Annotated in this window: 13 protein-coding genes; all 13 read left to right on the top strand. The window is 68.0% G+C overall.

The window, feature by feature from the left end; translation table 11 throughout:
- Positions 1-38 precede the first annotated feature (38 nt).
- The 13 genes from rplA (at position 39) to tuf (ending at position 18,117) form a co-directional block, all read left to right on the top strand.
- Entirely contained in the window at positions 39-755 is a 717-nt protein-coding gene (rplA, locus tag AB0A90_RS27585; protein WP_357253592.1) for a 50S ribosomal protein L1, read from the top strand.
- A 245-nt stretch (positions 756-1,000) separates the two neighbouring features.
- Positions 1,001-1,864 carry an ATP-binding cassette domain-containing protein gene (locus tag AB0A90_RS27580; RefSeq protein ID WP_357253590.1) on the top strand — a complete coding sequence of 288 codons (864 nt, stop codon included), beginning with the start codon at positions 1,001-1,003 and terminating at the stop codon, positions 1,862-1,864.
- A complete protein-coding gene (locus tag AB0A90_RS27575) occupies positions 1,861-2,550 on the top strand; it encodes a hypothetical protein (RefSeq protein WP_357253588.1) in 690 nt (229 codons plus the stop codon). Before AB0A90_RS27580 ends, AB0A90_RS27575 begins: the two co-directional genes overlap by 4 nt.
- Positions 2,551-2,891: 341 nt before the next feature.
- Positions 2,892-3,437 (top strand): 50S ribosomal protein L10, encoded by a 546-nt coding sequence (rplJ, locus tag AB0A90_RS27570; RefSeq protein WP_238645346.1) that lies wholly within the window; start codon positions 2,892-2,894, stop codon positions 3,435-3,437.
- Positions 3,438-3,491: 54 nt separating this feature from the next.
- Positions 3,492-3,878, top strand: a complete 387-nt coding sequence (gene rplL / locus AB0A90_RS27565; RefSeq protein WP_357253585.1) for a 50S ribosomal protein L7/L12 — start codon at positions 3,492-3,494, stop codon at positions 3,876-3,878.
- A gap of 570 nt (positions 3,879-4,448) precedes the next feature.
- Positions 4,449-7,880 carry a DNA-directed RNA polymerase subunit beta gene (locus tag AB0A90_RS27560; protein WP_357253583.1) on the top strand — a complete coding sequence of 1,144 codons (3,432 nt, stop codon included), beginning with the start codon at positions 4,449-4,451 and terminating at the stop codon, positions 7,878-7,880.
- A gap of 80 nt (positions 7,881-7,960) precedes the next feature.
- Positions 7,961-11,848 (top strand): DNA-directed RNA polymerase subunit beta', encoded by a 3,888-nt coding sequence (locus AB0A90_RS27555; protein WP_357253581.1) that lies wholly within the window; start codon positions 7,961-7,963, stop codon positions 11,846-11,848.
- A gap of 94 nt (positions 11,849-11,942) precedes the next feature.
- A complete protein-coding gene (locus AB0A90_RS27550) occupies positions 11,943-12,311 on the top strand; it encodes a hypothetical protein (protein WP_357253579.1) in 369 nt (122 codons plus the stop codon).
- Between the two features lie 514 nt (positions 12,312-12,825).
- Positions 12,826-13,197, top strand: a complete 372-nt coding sequence (locus tag AB0A90_RS27545; protein WP_357253708.1) for a hypothetical protein — start codon at positions 12,826-12,828, stop codon at positions 13,195-13,197.
- A gap of 496 nt (positions 13,198-13,693) precedes the next feature.
- A complete protein-coding gene (rpsL, locus tag AB0A90_RS27540; protein ID WP_007465318.1) occupies positions 13,694-14,068 on the top strand; it encodes a 30S ribosomal protein S12 in 375 nt (124 codons plus the stop codon).
- A gap of 1 nt (position 14,069) precedes the next feature.
- Positions 14,070-14,540, top strand: a complete 471-nt coding sequence (rpsG, locus tag AB0A90_RS27535; protein ID WP_030489583.1) for a 30S ribosomal protein S7 — start codon at positions 14,070-14,072, stop codon at positions 14,538-14,540.
- A 74-nt stretch (positions 14,541-14,614) separates the two neighbouring features.
- Positions 14,615-16,711, top strand: a complete 2,097-nt coding sequence (gene fusA / locus AB0A90_RS27530; RefSeq protein WP_357253577.1) for an elongation factor G — start codon at positions 14,615-14,617, stop codon at positions 16,709-16,711.
- 212 nt (positions 16,712-16,923) lie between these two features.
- The gene (gene tuf, locus AB0A90_RS27525) at positions 16,924-18,117 is read left to right on the top strand and encodes an elongation factor Tu (RefSeq protein WP_357253575.1); all 1,194 of its coding nucleotides are present in this window, start codon (positions 16,924-16,926) and stop codon (positions 18,115-18,117) included.
- Positions 18,118-18,206 lie beyond the last annotated feature (89 nt).

The following is an 18,206-nucleotide window of genomic DNA, read 5'->3' as shown; positions in this document are numbered from 1 at the left end:
GCCGAGCGGCCCGCCAGAGACCACAGGAGTAATCAGCAATGCAGCGCAGCAAGAGCTACCGCAAGGCCGCCGATGTCATCGACCGGTCGAAGCTCTACACCCCCGCCGAGGCCGTGAAGCTGGCCAAGGAGACCACCAACGTCAAGTTCGACGCCACGGTCGAGGTCGCCATGCGCCTCGGCGTCGACCCCCGCAAGGCGGACCAGATGGTCCGCGGCGTGGTCAACCTGCCGCACGGCACCGGTAAGACCGCCCGCGTGATCGTGTTCGCCAGCGGCGCGAAGGCCGAAGAGGCCGCTGCCGCGGGTGCGGACGAGGTGGGCACCGACGAGCTGGTCGCCCGGATCCAGGGTGGTTGGCTCGACTTCGACGCGGCTATCGCCACGCCGGACCAGATGGCCAAGATCGGCCGGATCGCGCGGATCCTGGGCCCGCGCGGTCTCATGCCGAACCCGAAGACCGGCACGGTGACCATGGACGTCACCAAGGCGGTGCAGGACATCAAGGGCGGCAAGATCACCTTCCGGGTGGACAAGCACTCCAACCTGCACCTGATCATCGGTAAGGCCTCCTTCACGGAGAGCCAGCTGGTGGAGAACTACGCTGCGGTGCTCGACGAGGTGCTGCGTGCCAAGCCGTCCGCGGCCAAGGGCAAGTACCTCCGCAAGGTCATCGTGACCTCCACGATGGGTCCGGGTGTTCCGGTCGACCCCAACCTGGTCAAGAACCTCACCGGAGACCCCGCCGAGGGCTGAGCGACAATCTGCTCCACCGGGGCGCCGCCACGATCGTGGCGGCGCCCCGTGGCGTCCAGGGCCTGTTTCATGAGGGCGGTCGAGCCGAGGCGGAGGCCGGGCGGCGGTCCGGCAAGGCGCGGCTTCGTCCGGATACCGGTGTTGTATCCGGACGAAATCGCAACGCCGCCGGTCGTCGTCCGGGCCAGCCGCAGGCCGGCCAGTCCTTATGAAACAGGCCCTAAGGTGTGGCACCCTCTATCCCTATGCGGCTGGAGAACGTCTGGTTGCGGTACCACAGGCGTGGGCCGTGGGTGCTGCACGGCGTGGACGTGCGGATCGGTCCGGGTGAGGTGGCTGTCGTTCTGGGTCGCAACGGGGCCGGCAAGTCGACACTGCTCCAGGTGGCCGCGGGGGTGCTCCGGCCCGACCGGGGCCGGGTCACCGACCGTCCGGCACGGGTGGGCTGGGTGCCGGAGCGCTTTCCCGCCGACCAGCCGTTCACCGTGACCCGCTACCTGACCGGGATGGCCCGCGCGGCGGGCCTGGGCGCGGCGGCGGCCGACGAGGCGGTGGCCTCCTGGACCGACCGGCTCGGGTTGTCCGCCTTCCGTTCGGTCCGCCTGCCGGAGCTGTCCAAGGGCACCGCGCAGAAGGTGGGCCTCGCCCAGGCGATGCTGCGTCCACCGGGCCTGCTGGTGCTCGACGAGCCGTGGGAGGGGCTGGACGCCGCCACCCGCGAGCTGGTTCCCGAGCTGATCGCCGAGGTGCTCGCCGCCGATGGTGCCGTGCTGGTCAGCGACCACCGCGGCGAGACGGTCCGGCTGCCGACCGCGCGCCGCTGGTCGGTGGCCGACGGGACACTGACCGAGGAGACGTCGTCGGCGGACGAGGCGTTCTCGGTGGTCGAGGTCGCGGTGCCGACCGCGCGGGTCGCCGGCACCGTCGCCCGGATGCGCGCCGAGGGCCACCACATTCTTCGGGTACGCGCCGACGCCTCCACCCCCGCACCGCAGGCTCGTCCCGCATCGACCGCCCCGACCCGCCCGGACGGTGCGCCGGCAGCCGAACAGCCCACGGCCGCCGAGGGCGTCCACACGGTCGAGCAGGCAGCGGAGGAGGCCCGGTGATCGCCCTGGTACGGATGCGGCTGGCCGGCCTCCTGCGGACCGGTCGGGCGTTGGCGCCGCTGCTCGCCGGCCTCATCGTGCTCGGCACGCTCTACGGCGGCGGCCGAGCCCAGCCAGCGGAGGCGTACGGCGTCTCGGCCGTGGTGCTCTTCCCGGTGCTCGCCTGGCAGACCAAGATCCTGCTGGACGTCGAGCCGGACGTGCAGCGCCGGCTGGCCCAGGTGACCGTCGGGGTGGCCCGCGAGCGGCTTGCCGGGCTCCTCGCCGCGGGCGTGGCGGCGCTGCCAACGGTGGCCGTCGCGCTGCTCTTTCCGTGGCTGGTCGGCGGGGTCACCGGCCCGGTGGAGCCGGGGGACCGGTCGATCCCGGTCGGGATCGCGCTGGGGCTGTGGGCGCACCTGCTCGCCGTACCCGCCGCTGTCGCCCTCGGTGCGCTGGCCAGCCGCGCGTCGGTGGGCGGTGCCGCGTACGGCGTCGCGGTGCTGACCCTCGGCGGTGTCGGCGCGGTGGTGTTCGGCCTGAGCGATTCGGTGGCGCCCTGGTTGGCACCGCCGATCATGGCCGCCGCCCGCGCCACCGCGAGCCACGCTACGGCGCTCACCCTGCTGGGGCTGACCGGGTGGGCGCTGGCCTGGAGCGCCGCGGTCGTCGGCGGCTACCTGTGGCGGCGGCGGGCTCACGGCTGACCGGCGCCGGCGTCGGTGACGTGGCTCACCAGGCGCGATTTGGTGCTGGTGGCCGGGGCGCGTAGTCTTCAACCGTCATCCGTGCTCTCATGGATGAGGAACCACCCAAAGACCGCTGGTCACCGTGCTCCGGCACGGTCGAAGGTCCCGCGACAACGGGCGACCCGCGTAGGGCGGCAAGCGTAACTCGGCAGTGAGACATGGTCCGCCGACTGTGTTGATCCACCGGCCCTCGCCCCGTGCGCCCTGCGCCGGGGCTTTTTCGTTGTCGTGCTGCCTCCGCCCCCGTTCCGGCTTCGGCTGTGACGGGGACCAGCCTCGAGTAACGAGAGAGGAGGGACATGGCGGACAAGCCGATTCGGGCCGACAAGGCCACGGCCGTCGCTGAGCTGACCGAGAGCTTCCGCAGCTCGGGCGCCACCGTGCTGACCGAGTACCGCGGTCTGACGGTTTCCCAGCTCACCCAGCTTCGGCGCTCGCTCGGCGCCGAGACCAGCTACACGGTCGCGAAGAACACGCTGGCGAAGCGTGCTGCGACGGACGCGGGCATCACCGGCCTCGACGAGCTGTTCACCGGTCCTACCGCGCTGACTTTCGTTTCGGGCGACGTCGTCGAGGCGGCGAAGGGGCTTCGCGACTTCGCGAAGGCCAACCCGAAGCTCGTCATCAAGGGCGGTGTCTTCGAGGGCAAGGCCATTTCCGCGGCCGAGGTCACGAAGCTTGCCGACCTGGAGTCCCGCGAGGTGCTGCTGGCCAAGCTGGCCGGCGCGATGAAGGGCAACCTGAGCAAGGCCGCGGCCCTGTTCCAGGCTCCGCTGTCGAAGACCGCACGTCTGGCGGCCGCACTGCAGGACAAGCGCGAGAAGGAGGGCGCCGAGGCGGCCTGAGGCCCCCACGGCGCACCAGTTCTTACTTAACAGAATCAGGAAAGGACGCCAGATATGGCGAAGCTCAGCACCGACGAGCTGCTCGACGCGTTCAAGGAGATGACGCTGATCGAGCTCTCTGAGTTCGTGAAGCAGTTCGAGGAGACCTTCGAGGTCACCGCCGCGGCTCCGGTCGCGATCGCCCAGGGTGGTGGCGGCGGCGCCGCTGCTGCCCCGGTCGAGGAGGAGAAGGACGAGTTCGACGTCATCCTCGAGGCTGACGGCGGCAAGAAGATCCAGGTCATCAAGGTCGTGCGTGAGCTGACCGGCCTGGGCCTCAAGGAGGCCAAGGACGCGGTCGAGTCCGCGCCGAAGGCCATCCTGGAGAAGGTCAACAAGGAGACCGCCGACAAGGCGAAGGCCAAGCTCGAGGGTGAGGGCGCCAAGGTCACCCTCAAGTGACCTGAGCTCCACCTGCGCGTACCTGGCTCGTGAGCCGGGACACGATCGCGTCGCGGCGGGCGGTGATCCGACACGGATCGCCGCCCGCCGTGTTTGTGGTTCCGGAGCCGACCTGCCCCTGAGCTGGGCACCGATGGCCGCACCTGTCGATCCGGACGCGCCTGGCGGGTCGCCCTCCAGTGGGAAAGAAGAGCCGACCCGGATACCGGCCCTTGACGCGGCCCCGGGCTGCCAGGCACGCTGGCACCAGCAAGACACCGCGCTTGCGACGGCCACGACGTGGGTATGACAGCGGCGGCACCATCGGCCGCGTCGACCTGAGCGGCCCAGTGGGGACGTTGCGTTCTGAGCGGCCCGGCAGACCCCGGTTTACGGGGGCCGAGGCACGTTCCGCAAACGACCTGCGGGGTGGGCTGGACAGCGGTTAGCCTCTCGGCTACACTGCTAGTTTGCGCTGCCTTCCGACTTGACCCCTGCTCGGAAATGTCCGTTTACGGATATTTCTGGTGGGGTCATTGGAGTGCACGCGTACCAGCCGTTCTGCAGCACCGGTCCTCGGAAGGACGCATCTTGGCAGCTTCCCGCCCTGCGAAGACCAGTCGTACGTCGAGCGCATTCGCTCCCCGCCGAGTTTCATTCGGCAGGATCACCGAACACCTCGAGGTCCCCAACCTCCTTGCCATTCAAAACGAGTCCTTCGACTGGCTCGTGGGCAACGAGGCTTGGCAGGGCCGGTCGGCGGACGACCCGCACGCACGCTCGGGTCTCGCGGAGATCCTTGAAGAGATCAGTCCCATTGAGGACTTCTCCGGCACCATGTCGCTCTCCTTCTCGGCGCCGCGCTTCGACGAGGTCAAGGCCTCGATCGAGGAGTGCAAGGAGAAGGACCTGACCTACTGCGCTCCGCTCTTCGTGACCGCGGAGTTCACCAACAACACCACTGGCGAGATCAAGAGCCAGACGGTGTTCATGGGTGACTTCCCGATGATGACGCCCAAGGGCACCTTCGTCATCAACGGCACCGAGCGTGTCGTGGTCAGCCAGCTCGTCCGGTCCCCGGGCGTGTACTTCGACAAGCAGCCGGACAAGACCTCCGACCGCGACCTCTCCAGCGTCAAGGTCATCCCGAGTCGGGGTGCCTGGCTGGAGTTTGACATCGACAAGCGCGACACGGTCGGCGTACGCATCGACCGCAAGCGTCGGCAGGCCGTCACCGTCCTGCTCAAGGCCATCGGCTGGTCGGCCGAGCGGATCCGTGAGAAGTTCGGCTGGTCCGAGCTGCTGATGACCACGCTCGAGAAGGACCACATCGCCGGCCAGGACGAGGCCCTGCTCGACATCTACCGCAAGCTGCGCCCTGGCGAGCCGCCGACGCGCGAGAACGCCCAGACCCTGCTCGACAACCTCTTCTTCAACCCGAAGAGGTACGACGTCGCCAAGGTCGGGCGCTACAAGTTCAACAAGAAGCTCGAAGTCGCCGTGCCGATCACCACCGGCACGCTGACCGAGGACGACATCGTCGCCACCGTGGAATACCTCTGCCGGCTGCACGCCGGTGAGGACGGCTACGAGGCCGACGACATCGACCACTTCGGCAACCGGCGCCTGCGTACCGTGGGTGAGCTGATCCAGAACCAGGTCCGGGTCGGCCTGTCCCGGATGGAGCGGGTCGTCCGCGAGCGGATGACCACGCAGGACGTCGAGGCGATCACCCCGCAGACCCTGATCAACATCCGCCCGGTGGTGGCGGCGATCAAGGAGTTCTTCGGGACGTCTCAGCTGTCCCAGTTCATGGACCAGACCAACCCGCTGGCGGGTCTCACCCACCGGCGCCGGCTGAGCGCGCTCGGCCCGGGTGGTCTGTCCCGGGAGCGGGCCGGCTTCGAGGTCCGCGACGTGCACCCGTCCCACTACGGCCGGATGTGCCCGATCGAGACGCCGGAAGGCCCGAACATCGGCCTGATCGGCGCGCTGTCCACCTTCGCCCGGGTCAACCCGTTCGGCTTCATCGAGACGCCGTACCGGAAGGTCGTCGAGGGTCGGGTCACCGACCAGATCGACTACCTGACCGCGGACGAGGAGGACCGGTTCGTCAAGGCCCAGGCCAACGCGCGCCTGAAGGCTGACGGCACGTTCGCCGAGGACCGGGTGCTCTGCCGTCGTAAGGGCGGCGAGACCGAGGACGTCATCCCCGGTGCCGTCGACTACATGGACGTCTCGCCCCGGCAGATGACCTCGGTCGCGACCGCCATGATCCCGTTCCTCGAGCACGACGACGCCAACCGGGCACTGATGGGCGCGAACATGCAGCGCCAGGCGGTGCCGCTGGTCAAGGCCGAGGCGCCGCTCGTGGGTACGGGCATGGAGTACCGGGCCGCGGTCGACGCTGGCGACGTGGTTGTCGCCGAGGTCGGCGGTGTGATCGAGGATCTCTGCGCCGACTACGTCACCATCCACCAGGATGACGGCCACCGCCGGACGTACCTGCTGCACAAGTTCCGCCGCTCCAACGCCGGCTCCTGCGTCAACCAGAAGCCGGTCGTCTTCGAGGGCGACCGCGTCGAGGCCGGTCAGGTCATCGCCGACGGTCCGTGCACCGACGAGGGCGAGATGGCACTCGGACGCAACCTGCTGGTGGCGTTCATGTGCTGGGAGGGTCACAACTACGAGGACGCGATCATCCTGTCGCAGCGCCTCGTGCAGCAGGACGTGCTCACCTCGATCCACATCGAGGAGCACGAGGTCGACGCTCGGGACACCAAGCTCGGCCCGGAGGAGATCACCCGCGACATCCCGAACGTCAGCGAGGAAATGCTCGCCGACCTCGACGAGCGCGGCATCATCCGGATCGGTGCCGAGGTCGTTCCCGGCGACATCCTGGTCGGCAAGGTCACGCCCAAGGGTGAGACCGAGCTGACCCCGGAGGAGCGCCTGCTCCGCGCGATCTTCGGTGAGAAGGCGCGTGAGGTTCGGGACACCTCGCTGAAGGTGCCGCACGGCGAGACCGGCACGGTCATCGGTGTGCGCACGTTCTCCCGCGAGGACGGCGACGAGCTGCCGCCGGGTGTCAACGAGCTGGTCCGGGTCTACGTCGCCCAGAAGCGCAAGATCCAGGACGGCGACAAGCTCGCCGGCCGGCACGGCAACAAGGGTGTCATCTCGAAGATCCTGCCGATCGAGGACATGCCGTTCCTGGAGGACGGCACCCCGGTCGACATCGTGCTCAACCCGCTCGGTGTGCCGAGCCGGATGAACATCGGCCAGGTGCTGGAGACCCACCTCGGTTGGGTCGCCAAGACCGGTTGGAAGGTCGAGGGCGACGACACCGACTGGAAGCGTCAGCTCCGCTCGATCGACGCGCACGAGTCCGAGGGGGACACCAATGTGGCCACCCCGGTCTTCGACGGTGCCCGCGAGGAGGAGATCTCCGGTCTGCTCGAGTCGACCCTGCCCAACCGGGACGGCAAGCAGCTGATCGGCCGTACCGGCAAGGCGCAGCTGTTCGACGGTCGTTCCGGCGAGCCGCTGCCGGACCCGATCGCGGTCGGTTACGTCTACATCCTGAAGCTCAACCACCTGGTCGACGACAAGATCCACGCTCGTTCGACCGGTCCGTACTCGATGATCACGCAGCAGCCGCTGGGTGGTAAGGCGCAGTTCGGTGGTCAGCGTTTCGGTGAGATGGAGTGCTGGGCGATGCAGGCGTACGGCGCCGCGTACGCCCTGCAGGAGCTGCTCACGATCAAGTCCGACGACGTTCTCGGCCGGGTGAAGGTCTACGAGGCCATCGTCAAGGGCGAGAACATCCCGGAGCCGGGCATCCCGGAGTCGTTCAAGGTGCTGCTCAAGGAGCTGCAGTCGCTGTGCCTCAACGTTGAGGTGCTGTCCAGCGACGGTGTGGCCCTGGAAATGCGCGAGACCGACGACGAGGTGTTCCGGGCCGCTGAGGAGCTGGGCATCGACCTGTCCCGGCGCGAGCCGAGCTCGGTCGAAGAGGTCTGAGGTGAGTGGTCGGGGGCCGGCTCGCCGGCTCCCGACCCCACCCGAGAATTAGCAGTACAGACGACGACATAGGGGACATAGTGCTCGACGTCAACTTCTTCGACGAGCTGCGCATTGGTCTCGCCACCGCCGACGACATCCGTCAGTGGTCGCACGGCGAGGTCAAGAAGCCTGAGACGATCAACTACCGCACCCTGAAGCCGGAAAAGGACGGGCTCTTCTGCGAGAAGATCTTCGGTCCGCAGCGGGACTGGGAGTGCTACTGCGGTAAGTACAAGCGCGTCCGGTTCAAGGGCATCATCTGTGAGCGCTGCGGCGTCGAGGTGACTCGCTCCAAGGTCCGTCGTGAGCGGATGGGGCACATCGAGCTCGCCGCTCCGGTGACCCACATCTGGTACTTCAAGGGCGTGCCGAGCCGGCTGGGCTACCTGCTGGACCTCGCCCCCAAGGACCTCGAAAAGATCATCTACTTCGCCTCGTACGTCGTGACGAGCGTGGACGCGGAGTCGCGTCACCGTGACCTCTCGACGATCGAGAACGAGATCCTGGCCGAGAAGCGGCAGTCCGAGAACAGCCGCGACTCGGAGATCGAGAAGCGGGCCGCCAAGCTCGAGGCCGACCTGGCCGAGCTGGAGGCCGAGGGTGCCAAGGCGGACGTCCGGCGCAAGGTCAAGGAGGGCGGAGAGCGCGAGATGCGCCAGATCCGCGACCGGGCCCAGCGCGAGATCGACCGCCTGGACGAGGTGCTGGACACCTTCCGCAAGCTGGAGCCGAAGCAGCTGGTCACCGACGAGCTGCTCTACCGCGAGCTGCGCGACCGGTTCGGTGAGTACTTCACCGGTTCCATGGGCGCGGAGGCGATCAAGGCGCTGGTCCAGAACATGGACCTCGACGCCGAGGCCGAGAGCCTGCGGGAGACCATCCGGTCCGGCAAGGGTCAGCGGAAGATCCGGGCGCTCAAGCGACTCAAGGTCGTCGCGGCGTTCCTGAACACCCGCAACTCGCCGCTCGGCATGGTGCTGGACTGCGTACCGGTCATCCCGCCGGACCTGCGCCCAATGGTGCAGCTCGACGGTGGCCGGTTCGCGACCTCGGACCTGAACGACCTGTACCGCCGCGTGATCAACCGGAACAACCGCCTCAAGCGGCTGATCGACCTCGGCGCGCCCGAGATCATCGTCAACAACGAGAAGCGGATGCTCCAGGAGGCCGTCGACGCGCTGTTCGACAACGGCCGTCGTGGTCGGCCGGTCACCGGTCCGGGTAACCGCCCGCTCAAGTCGCTGTCCGACATGCTCAAGGGCAAGCAGGGCCGGTTCCGCCAGAACCTGCTGGGCAAGCGCGTCGACTACTCCGGCCGTTCGGTCATCGTGGTCGGCCCGAAGCTCAAGCTGCACCAGTGTGGTCTGCCCAAGCAGATGGCGCTGGAGCTGTTCAAGCCGTTCGTGATGAAGCGGCTGGTCGACCTCAACCACGCACAGAACATCAAGTCCGCCAAGCGGATGGTCGAGCGTCAGCGCCCGGTCGTGTGGGATGTGCTGGAAGAGGTCATCGGCGAGCACCCGGTGCTGCTGAACCGCGCGCCGACCCTGCACCGCCTGGGCATCCAGGCCTTCGAGCCGCAGCTGGTCGAGGGCAAGGCGATCCAGATCCACCCGCTGGTCTGCACCGCGTTCAACGCCGACTTCGACGGTGACCAGATGGCGGTGCACGTGCCGCTGTCCGCCGAGGCTCAGGCCGAGGCGCGGATCCTGATGCTGTCGTCGAATAACATCCTCAAGCCGGCCGACGGCAAGCCGGTCACCATGCCGACCCAGGACATGGTCATCGGCCTGTACCACCTCACCCACCTCACCGCCGGTGAGAAGGGCGAGGGCCGGGCGTTCAGCTCGGACGCCGAGACGCGGATGGCCTTCGACAACGGCGAGTTGCACCTGCAGGCGCCTGTGAAGATCCGCCTGCGTGGCGTGGTCGGTGTCGACAACGGCGCCGGCGCCGAGGCGTGGACCGCTCCGGAGGGCTGGGTCGAGGGTGACCCGCTGACCGTGGAGACCACTCTGGGTCGGGTGCTGTTCAACGAGACGCTGCCGCAGGGCTACCGCTTCGTGAACTACGAGATCCGCAAGGGTCAGCTCTCCGCGATCGTCAACGACCTCGCCGAGCGCTTCCCCAAGGTGGCGCTGGCCGCCACCCTGGACGGGCTCAAGGAGGCCGGTTTCCACTGGGCCACCTGGTCCGGCGTGACGATCGGCATGGAGGACGTCATCGCTCCGCCGCGCAAGGCGGAGATCCTGGCGAAGTACGAGAAGGAAGCCGACCAGATCGACAAGCAGTACCAGCGTGGTCTGATGACCGCCGAGGAGCGTCGCGGCGAGCTCATCACGATCTGGACCAAGGCGACCAACGAGGTCGCCAAGGAGATGGACACCGCGCTGCCGCAGGAGAACCCACTGTGGAAGATGATCAACTCGGGTGCTCGCGGTAACCTGCTGCAGCTCCGGCAGATCGCCGCGATCCGCGGTCTGGTGGCCAACCCGAAGGGCGAGATCATCCCGCGGCCGATCAAGGCCAGCTACCGGGAGGGTCTGTCCGTGCTGGAGTACTTCATCTCCACGCACGGTGCCCGTAAGGGTCTCGCCGACACCGCGCTGCGGACCGCCGACTCGGGTTACCTGACCCGTCGTCTGGTGGACGTCTCGCAGGACGTCATCATCCGCGAGGAGGACTGCGGCACCGACCGGGCGATCCCGATGCAGATCGGCGAGAAGCTCGACGGCAAGCTCGTCGTCCACACCCACGCCGAGACCAGCGTGCACGCCCGGACCCTGGCCGACGACATCAAGGGGCCGGACGGCACCGTGGTCGCCGAGCGCGGTCAGGACATCAACTCCATCGGGGTCGACAAGATCGTCGCCGCTGGCGTGGAGACGGTCCGGGTGCGCAGCGTGCTCACCTGTGAGTCGAAGCTGGGCGTCTGCGCGGCCTGCTACGGCCGGTCGCTGCCGACCGGCAAGTCGGTCGACATCGGCGAGGCGGTCGGCATCATCGCCGCCCAGTCCATCGGTGAGCCCGGTACGCAGCTGACGATGCGTACCTTCCACACCGGTGGTGTCGCTGGTGAGGACATCACCCAGGGTCTGCCCCGTGTGCAGGAAATCTTCGAGGCTCGGGTCCCGAAGGGTAAGGCGCCCATCGCCGACACCCCGGGTCGGATCCGGATCGAGGACGGCGAGCGCTCGCGGAAGATCATCGTGGTGCCGGACGACGGCAGCGAAGAGATCGTCTACGACAAGATCTCGAAGCGGGTCAAGCTCCGTACCCACGACGGCGGTCACGTCGCGGTCGGCGAGAAGCTGACCGAGGGCACCATCGACCCGCACGAGCTTCTGCGGATCATGGGTCCGCGGGCGGTCCAGGTCCACCTGACCAGTGAGGTCCAGGAGGTCTACCGCTCGCAGGGTGTGCTCATCCACGACAAGCACATCGAGATCATCATCCGCCAGATGCTCAAGCGGGTGACGGTCATCGACTCCGGCTCGACCGAGTTCCTGCCGGGTGTGCTCGTCGACCGGGCGCTGTTCGAGTCGGAGAACCGCCGGCTCGTCTCGGAGGGCGGCGAGCCCGCCGCCGGTCGTCCGGTGCTCATGGGTATCACCAAGGCCTCGCTGGCCACCGACTCCTGGCTCTCGGCGGCCTCCTTCCAGGAGACCACCCGGGTGCTGACCGACGCTGCGATCAACTCGCGCAGCGACTCGCTGGTCGGCCTCAAGGAGAACGTGATCATCGGAAAGCTCATCCCGGCCGGTACGGGCATCAGCAAGTACCGCAACGTCCGGGTCGAGCCGACCGAGGAGGCCAAGGCCAAGGTCTACTCGATGACCGGGTACCCGGAGACCGACTACGGCTTCGGGCCGGCCAGCGGGCAGGCCGTGCCGCTGGACGACTTCGACTTCGGGTCGTACCGCTAAGCACCAGTCACACGACGAGGCCCCCGGTGAAAGCCGGGGGCCTCGTCGTGTCCGTGCCCACCCACCCCTGGGCCGAGTTCGGCATGATGGGGGGATGACGACCGCACCCGGGCAGGTGTCCGTCGCGCAGCAGGGCCTGCGCCACCCGTTGGACCCGGATCCGGCCCGCGCCACGAAGGCTCGGGCGGTTTTCGCTCTCGGGCTGCTCGGCCTGCTGACCGGGCTGTTCATCGGCGGGGTGGTGCCGGCGACGGTGGCACTGCAACTGGCGCGGCAGGCGCGACGTGAGGCGTACTCCTCGGGGGGTTTCCTGACCGGCGGCAGCTGGCTGCGGCGGGGGGAGCGGATGGCCTGGACCGGCCTGGTGCTGGTCGCCGTCAGCGTGGTGGCCGTGGTGGTGATCGGCGTGGTGCGGTTGGCCGGTGCGCCGTTCGGTCACGACTACCCGGCGAACATGGACTGAGCCGCCGCGCCCGGCGTTGGCGCCGGCACCCCCGGCGGTAGCCTGGCCGGTGTCCGCCGCGCGGCGGTGGCGGCCTTTTCGACAGGAGGACCTCGTGACGGATCCGGCGCGGCCCCCTGCCGACGAGCCGGCCGGCCAGCCGGCGTCGTCCGAGCTGACGCCGTCCGAGGCCACCCAACCGGCCCCGAGCGGCCAGCCGCAGCCACCCGCGCCCACGCCGGGTTGGGCGACGCCGACCTCCGCCGCGCCGCAGCCCGGCTGGGGTACGACCAGTCCGCCCGACGCCGGCCAGCCGTACCCGGTCGCCGGGGTGCCCACCCCGGCACCGCCGGGTTGGGGTCCGCCGCAGTCCGGGGCTGCCGTGCCCTACGGGTGGGGTCCGCCGCAGTCTGGTGTGCCGGCGGGTTGGGGTCCGCCTTCGCCCGGTTCCACACCCGCTTGGCCCGGAATGCCGGGTCATCCGGTTCCGCCACCCACCGACGCCCAGCACCTGCCGCCGAAACGGGTGGAGGCGGTGCCGGGCACCCCGTTCGGGGTCGTACACCTGGAGGTGGCCCCGGTCACGTCGGGATTGGCCATCGGATCCCTGGTGGCCGGCATCGCGTCGATCCTGGTGTCGTTGCTGGTGATCTGCTTCGGAGTGGCCTTCGCGAACGATGGCGGGGCCTGGGCTTCCGGAGCGTTCGCCGCCCTCGGGTTGCTGGCCGGCGTGGGAGCGGTCGTCATCGGTCTGCTCGGCCGGCGGCAGATCCGTCGTCCGGCCGCGCCCCCTGCGGTCCGGTTCACCGGGCGGGGGCTTGCGGTGGCCGGAATCAGTTGTGGCGCGGCGGGGGCACTGCTCAGCCTCCTGGGCCTCGGCCTCGCGCTGCTGCTCACCCTGACCTGAGGCTGGTCTCGGCGCTCGACCCGTTTCTGCCGGCTTGCCGCTGCCCGGCCCGGGGCCGACGGGTGGTCCTGCGGGGGAGCCGGTACACTTGTGTCTGTAGGTGCCCATCGCGGGCGACGGGGCAGGACGAGATTCGGCCGGCGGGTGTACGACAGTCGCCGGACCCTTCCGTTTTGACCTGGGCGGTTGTGGTAGGTACTCTTTCCCCTTGTGCCCGGGCATGCCCGGGCAACTCGTGCGTGCGCTGTTTCCGGATCCCGGACGGCGGCACGACAAGCCAAGGATCCGGGGCGGGGCGACCCGCGCGCCGGTGACACAAACCCGATCGCACGCGCAAGCGTCCGCAACGGGACCGCGGAGAGGCGACACGCCCGACCGCGGGTGCCGGGGCCTCCGTCAGGTGGCCCAGGTCGGAATGTAGGAGAGCCGGTCAGCAGGCCGGCTAACGAGCAGACGGCGCGGCCGCGAATGCGGCCGAAGGGAGCGGAGAAACCCGGTGCCCACGATCCAGCAGCTGGTCCGAAAGGGCCGCCAGGCGAAGACGACCAAGACCAAGACCCCGGCGCTGAAGGGTTCCCCTCAGCGGCGCGGCGTGTGCACCCGCGTGTACACCACCACCCCGAAGAAGCCGAACTCGGCGCTGCGCAAGGTCGCTCGCGTGAAGCTCAGCAGCCAGATCGAGGTGACGGCCTACATCCCGGGCGTCGGTCACAACCTCCAGGAGCACTCGATCGTGCTCGTGCGTGGTGGCCGGGTGAAGGACCTCCCCGGCGTGCGTTACAAGATCGTTCGCGGTTCGCTGGACACCCAGGGTGTCCGCAACCGCAAGCAGGCGCGCAGCCGTTACGGCGCGAAGAAGGAGAAGAGCTGACATGCCGCGTAAGGGACCCGCTCCGCGGCGGCCACTGGTCGCTGACCCGGTGTACAACTCGCCGCTGGTCACCCAGCTGGTGAACAAGATCCTGCTGCGCGGCAAGCGTCAGCTCGCCGAGACCATCGTGTACGCGGCCCTCGAGGGCTGCCGCGAGAAGTCCGGCACCGACCCGGTCGTCACCCTCAAGCGGGCGATGGACAACGTCAAGCCGACCCTCGAGGTGCGTAGCCGTCGTGTCGGTGGCGCCACCTACCAGGTGCCGGTCGAGGTCCGCCCGACCCGGGCGACCACCCTGGGCCTGCGCTGGCTGGTCACCTACTCTCGCGCGCGGCGTGAGAAGACCATGGTCGAGCGGCTGATGAACGAGCTGCTGGACGCGAGCAACGGCCTCGGTGCCGCCGTCAAGCGGCGCGAGGACACGCACAAGATGGCCGAGTCGAACAAGGCCTTCGCGCACTACCGCTGGTAACACCCTGGTTCCGGCGCCTCCGGGCGCCGGAACCGCCACCAGTTGTGTCGAGACGACGATAAGTAGGGATTGAAGTGGCCGCCGCAGACGCGCTCGCCAAGGTACGCAACATCGGCATCATGGCGCACATCGATGCCGGTAAGACCACGACCACCGAGCGGATCCTGTTCTACACCGGCATCACGTACAAGATCGGTGAGGTCCACGAGGGCGCTGCCGTCATGGACTGGATGGAGCAGGAGCAGGAGCGTGGTATCACCATCACCTCCGCTGCTACCAAGTGTGAGTGGAAAGACCACACGATCCAGATCATCGACACGCCCGGCCACGTCGACTTCACGGTCGAGGTCGAGCGGTCGTTGCGGGTCCTGGATGGTGCCGTCGCGGTCTACGACGGTGTCGCCGGCGTGGAACCGCAGACGGAGAACGTCTGGCGGCAGGCCGACAAGTACAACGTCCCGCGGATGTGCTTCGTCAACAAGCTCGACCGGACCGGCGCCGACTTCTTCCGCTGCGTGCAGATGATGATCGACCGGTTGAACGCCACCCCGCTGGTGCTCCAGATCCCGATCGGGCTCGAGGGTGACCACATCGGTGTCGTCGACCTGATCGGCATGCGCGCGCTCACCTGGCGTGGGGAGACCCAGAAGGGTGAGGACTACGCGGTCGAGGAGATCCCGGCCGAGCTGGCCGACTCCGCTGCCGAGTGGCGCGAGAAGCTGATGGAGACCCTGGCCGACGTCGACGACTCGGTGATGGAGAAGTACCTGGAAGGCGAGGAGGTCTCCGTCGAGGAGATCAAGGCCGCCATTCGGCGTGCCACCATCGCCGGCAAGGCCAACCCGGTGCTCTGCGGCTCGGCGTTCAAGAACAAGGGCGTTCAGCCCATGCTCGACGCCGTTGTCGACTTCCTGCCGTCGCCGCTCGACGTTCCGGCGATCGAGGGTACGGCCACCGACGGTGAGACCCCGTTGCTGCGGAAGCCGTCCAACTCGGAGCCCTTCTCCGGCCTGGCGTTCAAGATCCAGACGGACAAGCACCTCGGTAAGCTCACCTACGTGCGGGTCTACTCCGGCACGCTCGATTCCGGTTCCCAGGTGGTCAACTCCACCAAGGACCGCAAGGAGCGCATCGGCAAGATCTACCAGATGCACGCCAACAAGCGCGAAGAGCGTCCGTCGGCGCAGGCCGGCGACATCATCGCCGTGCAGGGTCTCAAGCAGACCACCACCGGCGACACGCTCTCCGACCCGGCGAACCCGGTGATCCTGGAGTCGATGACCTTCCCGGAGCCGGTCATCTCGGTGGCGATCGAGCCGAAGACCAAGTCCGACCAGGAGAAGCTGGGCACCGCCATCCAGCGCCTGGCCGAGGAGGACCCGACCTTCCGCGTCCAGCTGGACGAGGAGACCGGTCAGACGGTCATCTCCGGCATGGGTGAGCTGCACCTGGACATCCTGGTCGACCGGATGCGCCGCGAGTTCAACGTCGAGGCCAACGTCGGCAAGCCGCAGGTGGCGTACCGCGAGACCATCCGCCGCAAGGTGGACAAGGTCGAGTACACCCACAAGAAGCAGACCGGTGGTTCCGGCCAGTACGCCCGCGTGATCGTGAGCGTCGAGCCGCTGCCGCTGGACAACGACTCGCCGACCTACGAGTTCGCCAACGCCGTCAGCGGCGGCCGGATCCCCCGGGAGTTCATCCCGTCGGTGGACGCCGGTGCGCAGGACGCGCTGCAGTACGGCATCCTGGCGGGCTTCCCGCTGGTCGGCGTGAAGCTGACCCTGCTGGACGGCCAGTACCACGAGGTCGACTCGTCGGAAATGGCATTCAAGATCGCCGGCTCGATGGTGATGAAGGACGCGGCCCGCAAGGCCGATCCCGCGTTGCTCGAGCCGATGATGGCCGTTGAAGTCACCACTCCTGAGGAGAACATGGGTGACGTCATCGGTGACCTCAACTCCCGCCGCGGCATCATCCAGGCGATGGAGGAGCGCAGTGGCGCCCGCATCGTCAAGGCTCTGGTGCCGTTGTCGGAGATGTTCGGCTACGTCGGCGACCTGCGGTCGAAGACCCAGGGCCGGGCTAGCTACAGCATGCAGTTCGACTCCTACGCCGAGGTTCCGCAGAGCGTCGCGAGGGAGATCATCGCCAAGGCAACGGGCGAGTAACGCCCTGAGCAGGTGATTCGTGGTTGGTCGCGGGCAGGTTCGCCCGCCCGCGGCCACCACGATCGGATCGCGTGAGACCGGGCCTGTAGGCTTCATCGCCGCAGAACCCACAAAGGCTCTCCGACCGTCAGGTCGGAAAGGCTGTCGACAGAGTCCTAAGCGCCGACCGGCGCGCCGGGCGTACGAACCAAGAAGTCCACAGGAGGACACCAGTGGCGAAGGCTAAGTTCGAGCGGACTAAGCCGCACGTCAACATCGGCACCATTGGTCACATCGACCACGGTAAGACGACGCTGACGGCGGCCATCACCAAGGTCCTGCACGACCAGTTCCCGGACCTGAACCCCTACACGCCGTTCGACGAGATCGACAAGGCGCCGGAGGAGAAGGCCCGCGGCATCACGATCTCGATCGCGCACGTCGAGTACCAGACCGAGGCGCGGCACTACGCGCACGTCGACTGCCCCGGCCACGCGGACTACATCAAGAACATGATCACCGGTGCCGCGCAGATGGACGGCGCGATCCTGGTGGTCGCGGCGACCGACGGCCCGATGCCGCAGACCCGCGAGCACGTGCTGCTGGCCCGTCAGGTTGGCGTGCCGTACATCGTCGTGGCGCTCAACAAGAGCGACATGGTCGATGACGAGGAGCTCCTGGAGCTCGTCGAGCTCGAGGTTCGTGAGCTGCTCTCCTCGCAGGAGTACCCGGGTGACGACCTGCCGGTCGTTCGGGTTTCGGCGCTGAAGGCCCTCGAGGGTGACCCCGAGTGGACCGGCAAGCTGCTGGACCTGATGACCGCTGTCGACACCTCGATCCCGCAGCCGGAGCGCGAGGTCGACATGCCGTTCCTGATGCCGGTTGAGGATGTCTTCACGATCACCGGTCGTGGCACCGTCGTCACCGGTCGCGTGGAGCGCGGCGTTCTCCTGCCGAACGAGGATGTTGAGCTCGTCGGTATCAAGGAGAAGAGCTTCAAGACCAAGGTCACCGCGATCGAGATGTTCCGGAAGACCCTGGACGACGCTCGCGCAGGCGAGAACGTCGGCCTGCTGCTGCGTGGCACCAAGCGCGACGAGGTCGAGCGCGGCATGGTCGTCGTGAAGCCGGGCTCGAACACCCCGCACACGGAGTTCGAGGCGACGGTCTACATCCTCTCCAAGGAGGAGGGTGGCCGCCACACCCCGTTCTTCCAGAACTACCGTCCGCAGTTCTACTTCCGGACCACGGACGTCACCGGTGTCGTCACCCTTCCCGAGGGCACCGAGATGGTCATGCCGGGCGACAACACGTCCATGTCGGTGAAGCTGATCCAGCCCATCGCCATGGAGGAGAACCTCAAGTTCGCGATCCGCGAGGGTGGCCGTACCGTCGGCGCCGGGTTCGTCACCAAGATCATCAAGTGAACTAGGTAACCCCGATTAGACCCGCCGCCAGTCGTGCGGCATACTAGTCAGGTTGCGTAACGACAGTTCGTCGCCTGTGTTCGGCTTTC

It is taken from the genome of Micromonospora sp. NPDC049204 (assembly GCF_040647935.1).
Lineage (GTDB): Bacteria > Actinomycetota > Actinomycetes > Mycobacteriales > Micromonosporaceae > Micromonospora.
This window is presented reverse-complemented; position numbering and strand designations above follow the sequence as displayed.

Excerpts from the sequence above, each read along its gene's own strand:
- AB0A90_RS27550 (WP_357253579.1), top strand. The coding sequence starts at position 11,943 with ATGACGACCGCACCCGGGCAGGTGTCCGTCGCGCAGCAGGGCCTGCGC.
- AB0A90_RS27580 (WP_357253590.1), top strand. The coding sequence starts at position 1,001 with ATGCGGCTGGAGAACGTCTGGTTGCGGTACCACAGGCGTGGGCCGTGG.
- rplJ (WP_238645346.1), top strand. The coding sequence starts at position 2,892 with ATGGCGGACAAGCCGATTCGGGCCGACAAGGCCACGGCCGTCGCTGAG.
- rplA (WP_357253592.1), top strand. The coding sequence starts at position 39 with ATGCAGCGCAGCAAGAGCTACCGCAAGGCCGCCGATGTCATCGACCGG.
- rplL (WP_357253585.1), top strand. The coding sequence starts at position 3,492 with ATGGCGAAGCTCAGCACCGACGAGCTGCTCGACGCGTTCAAGGAGATG.
- rpsG (WP_030489583.1), top strand. The coding sequence starts at position 14,070 with ATGCCGCGTAAGGGACCCGCTCCGCGGCGGCCACTGGTCGCTGACCCG.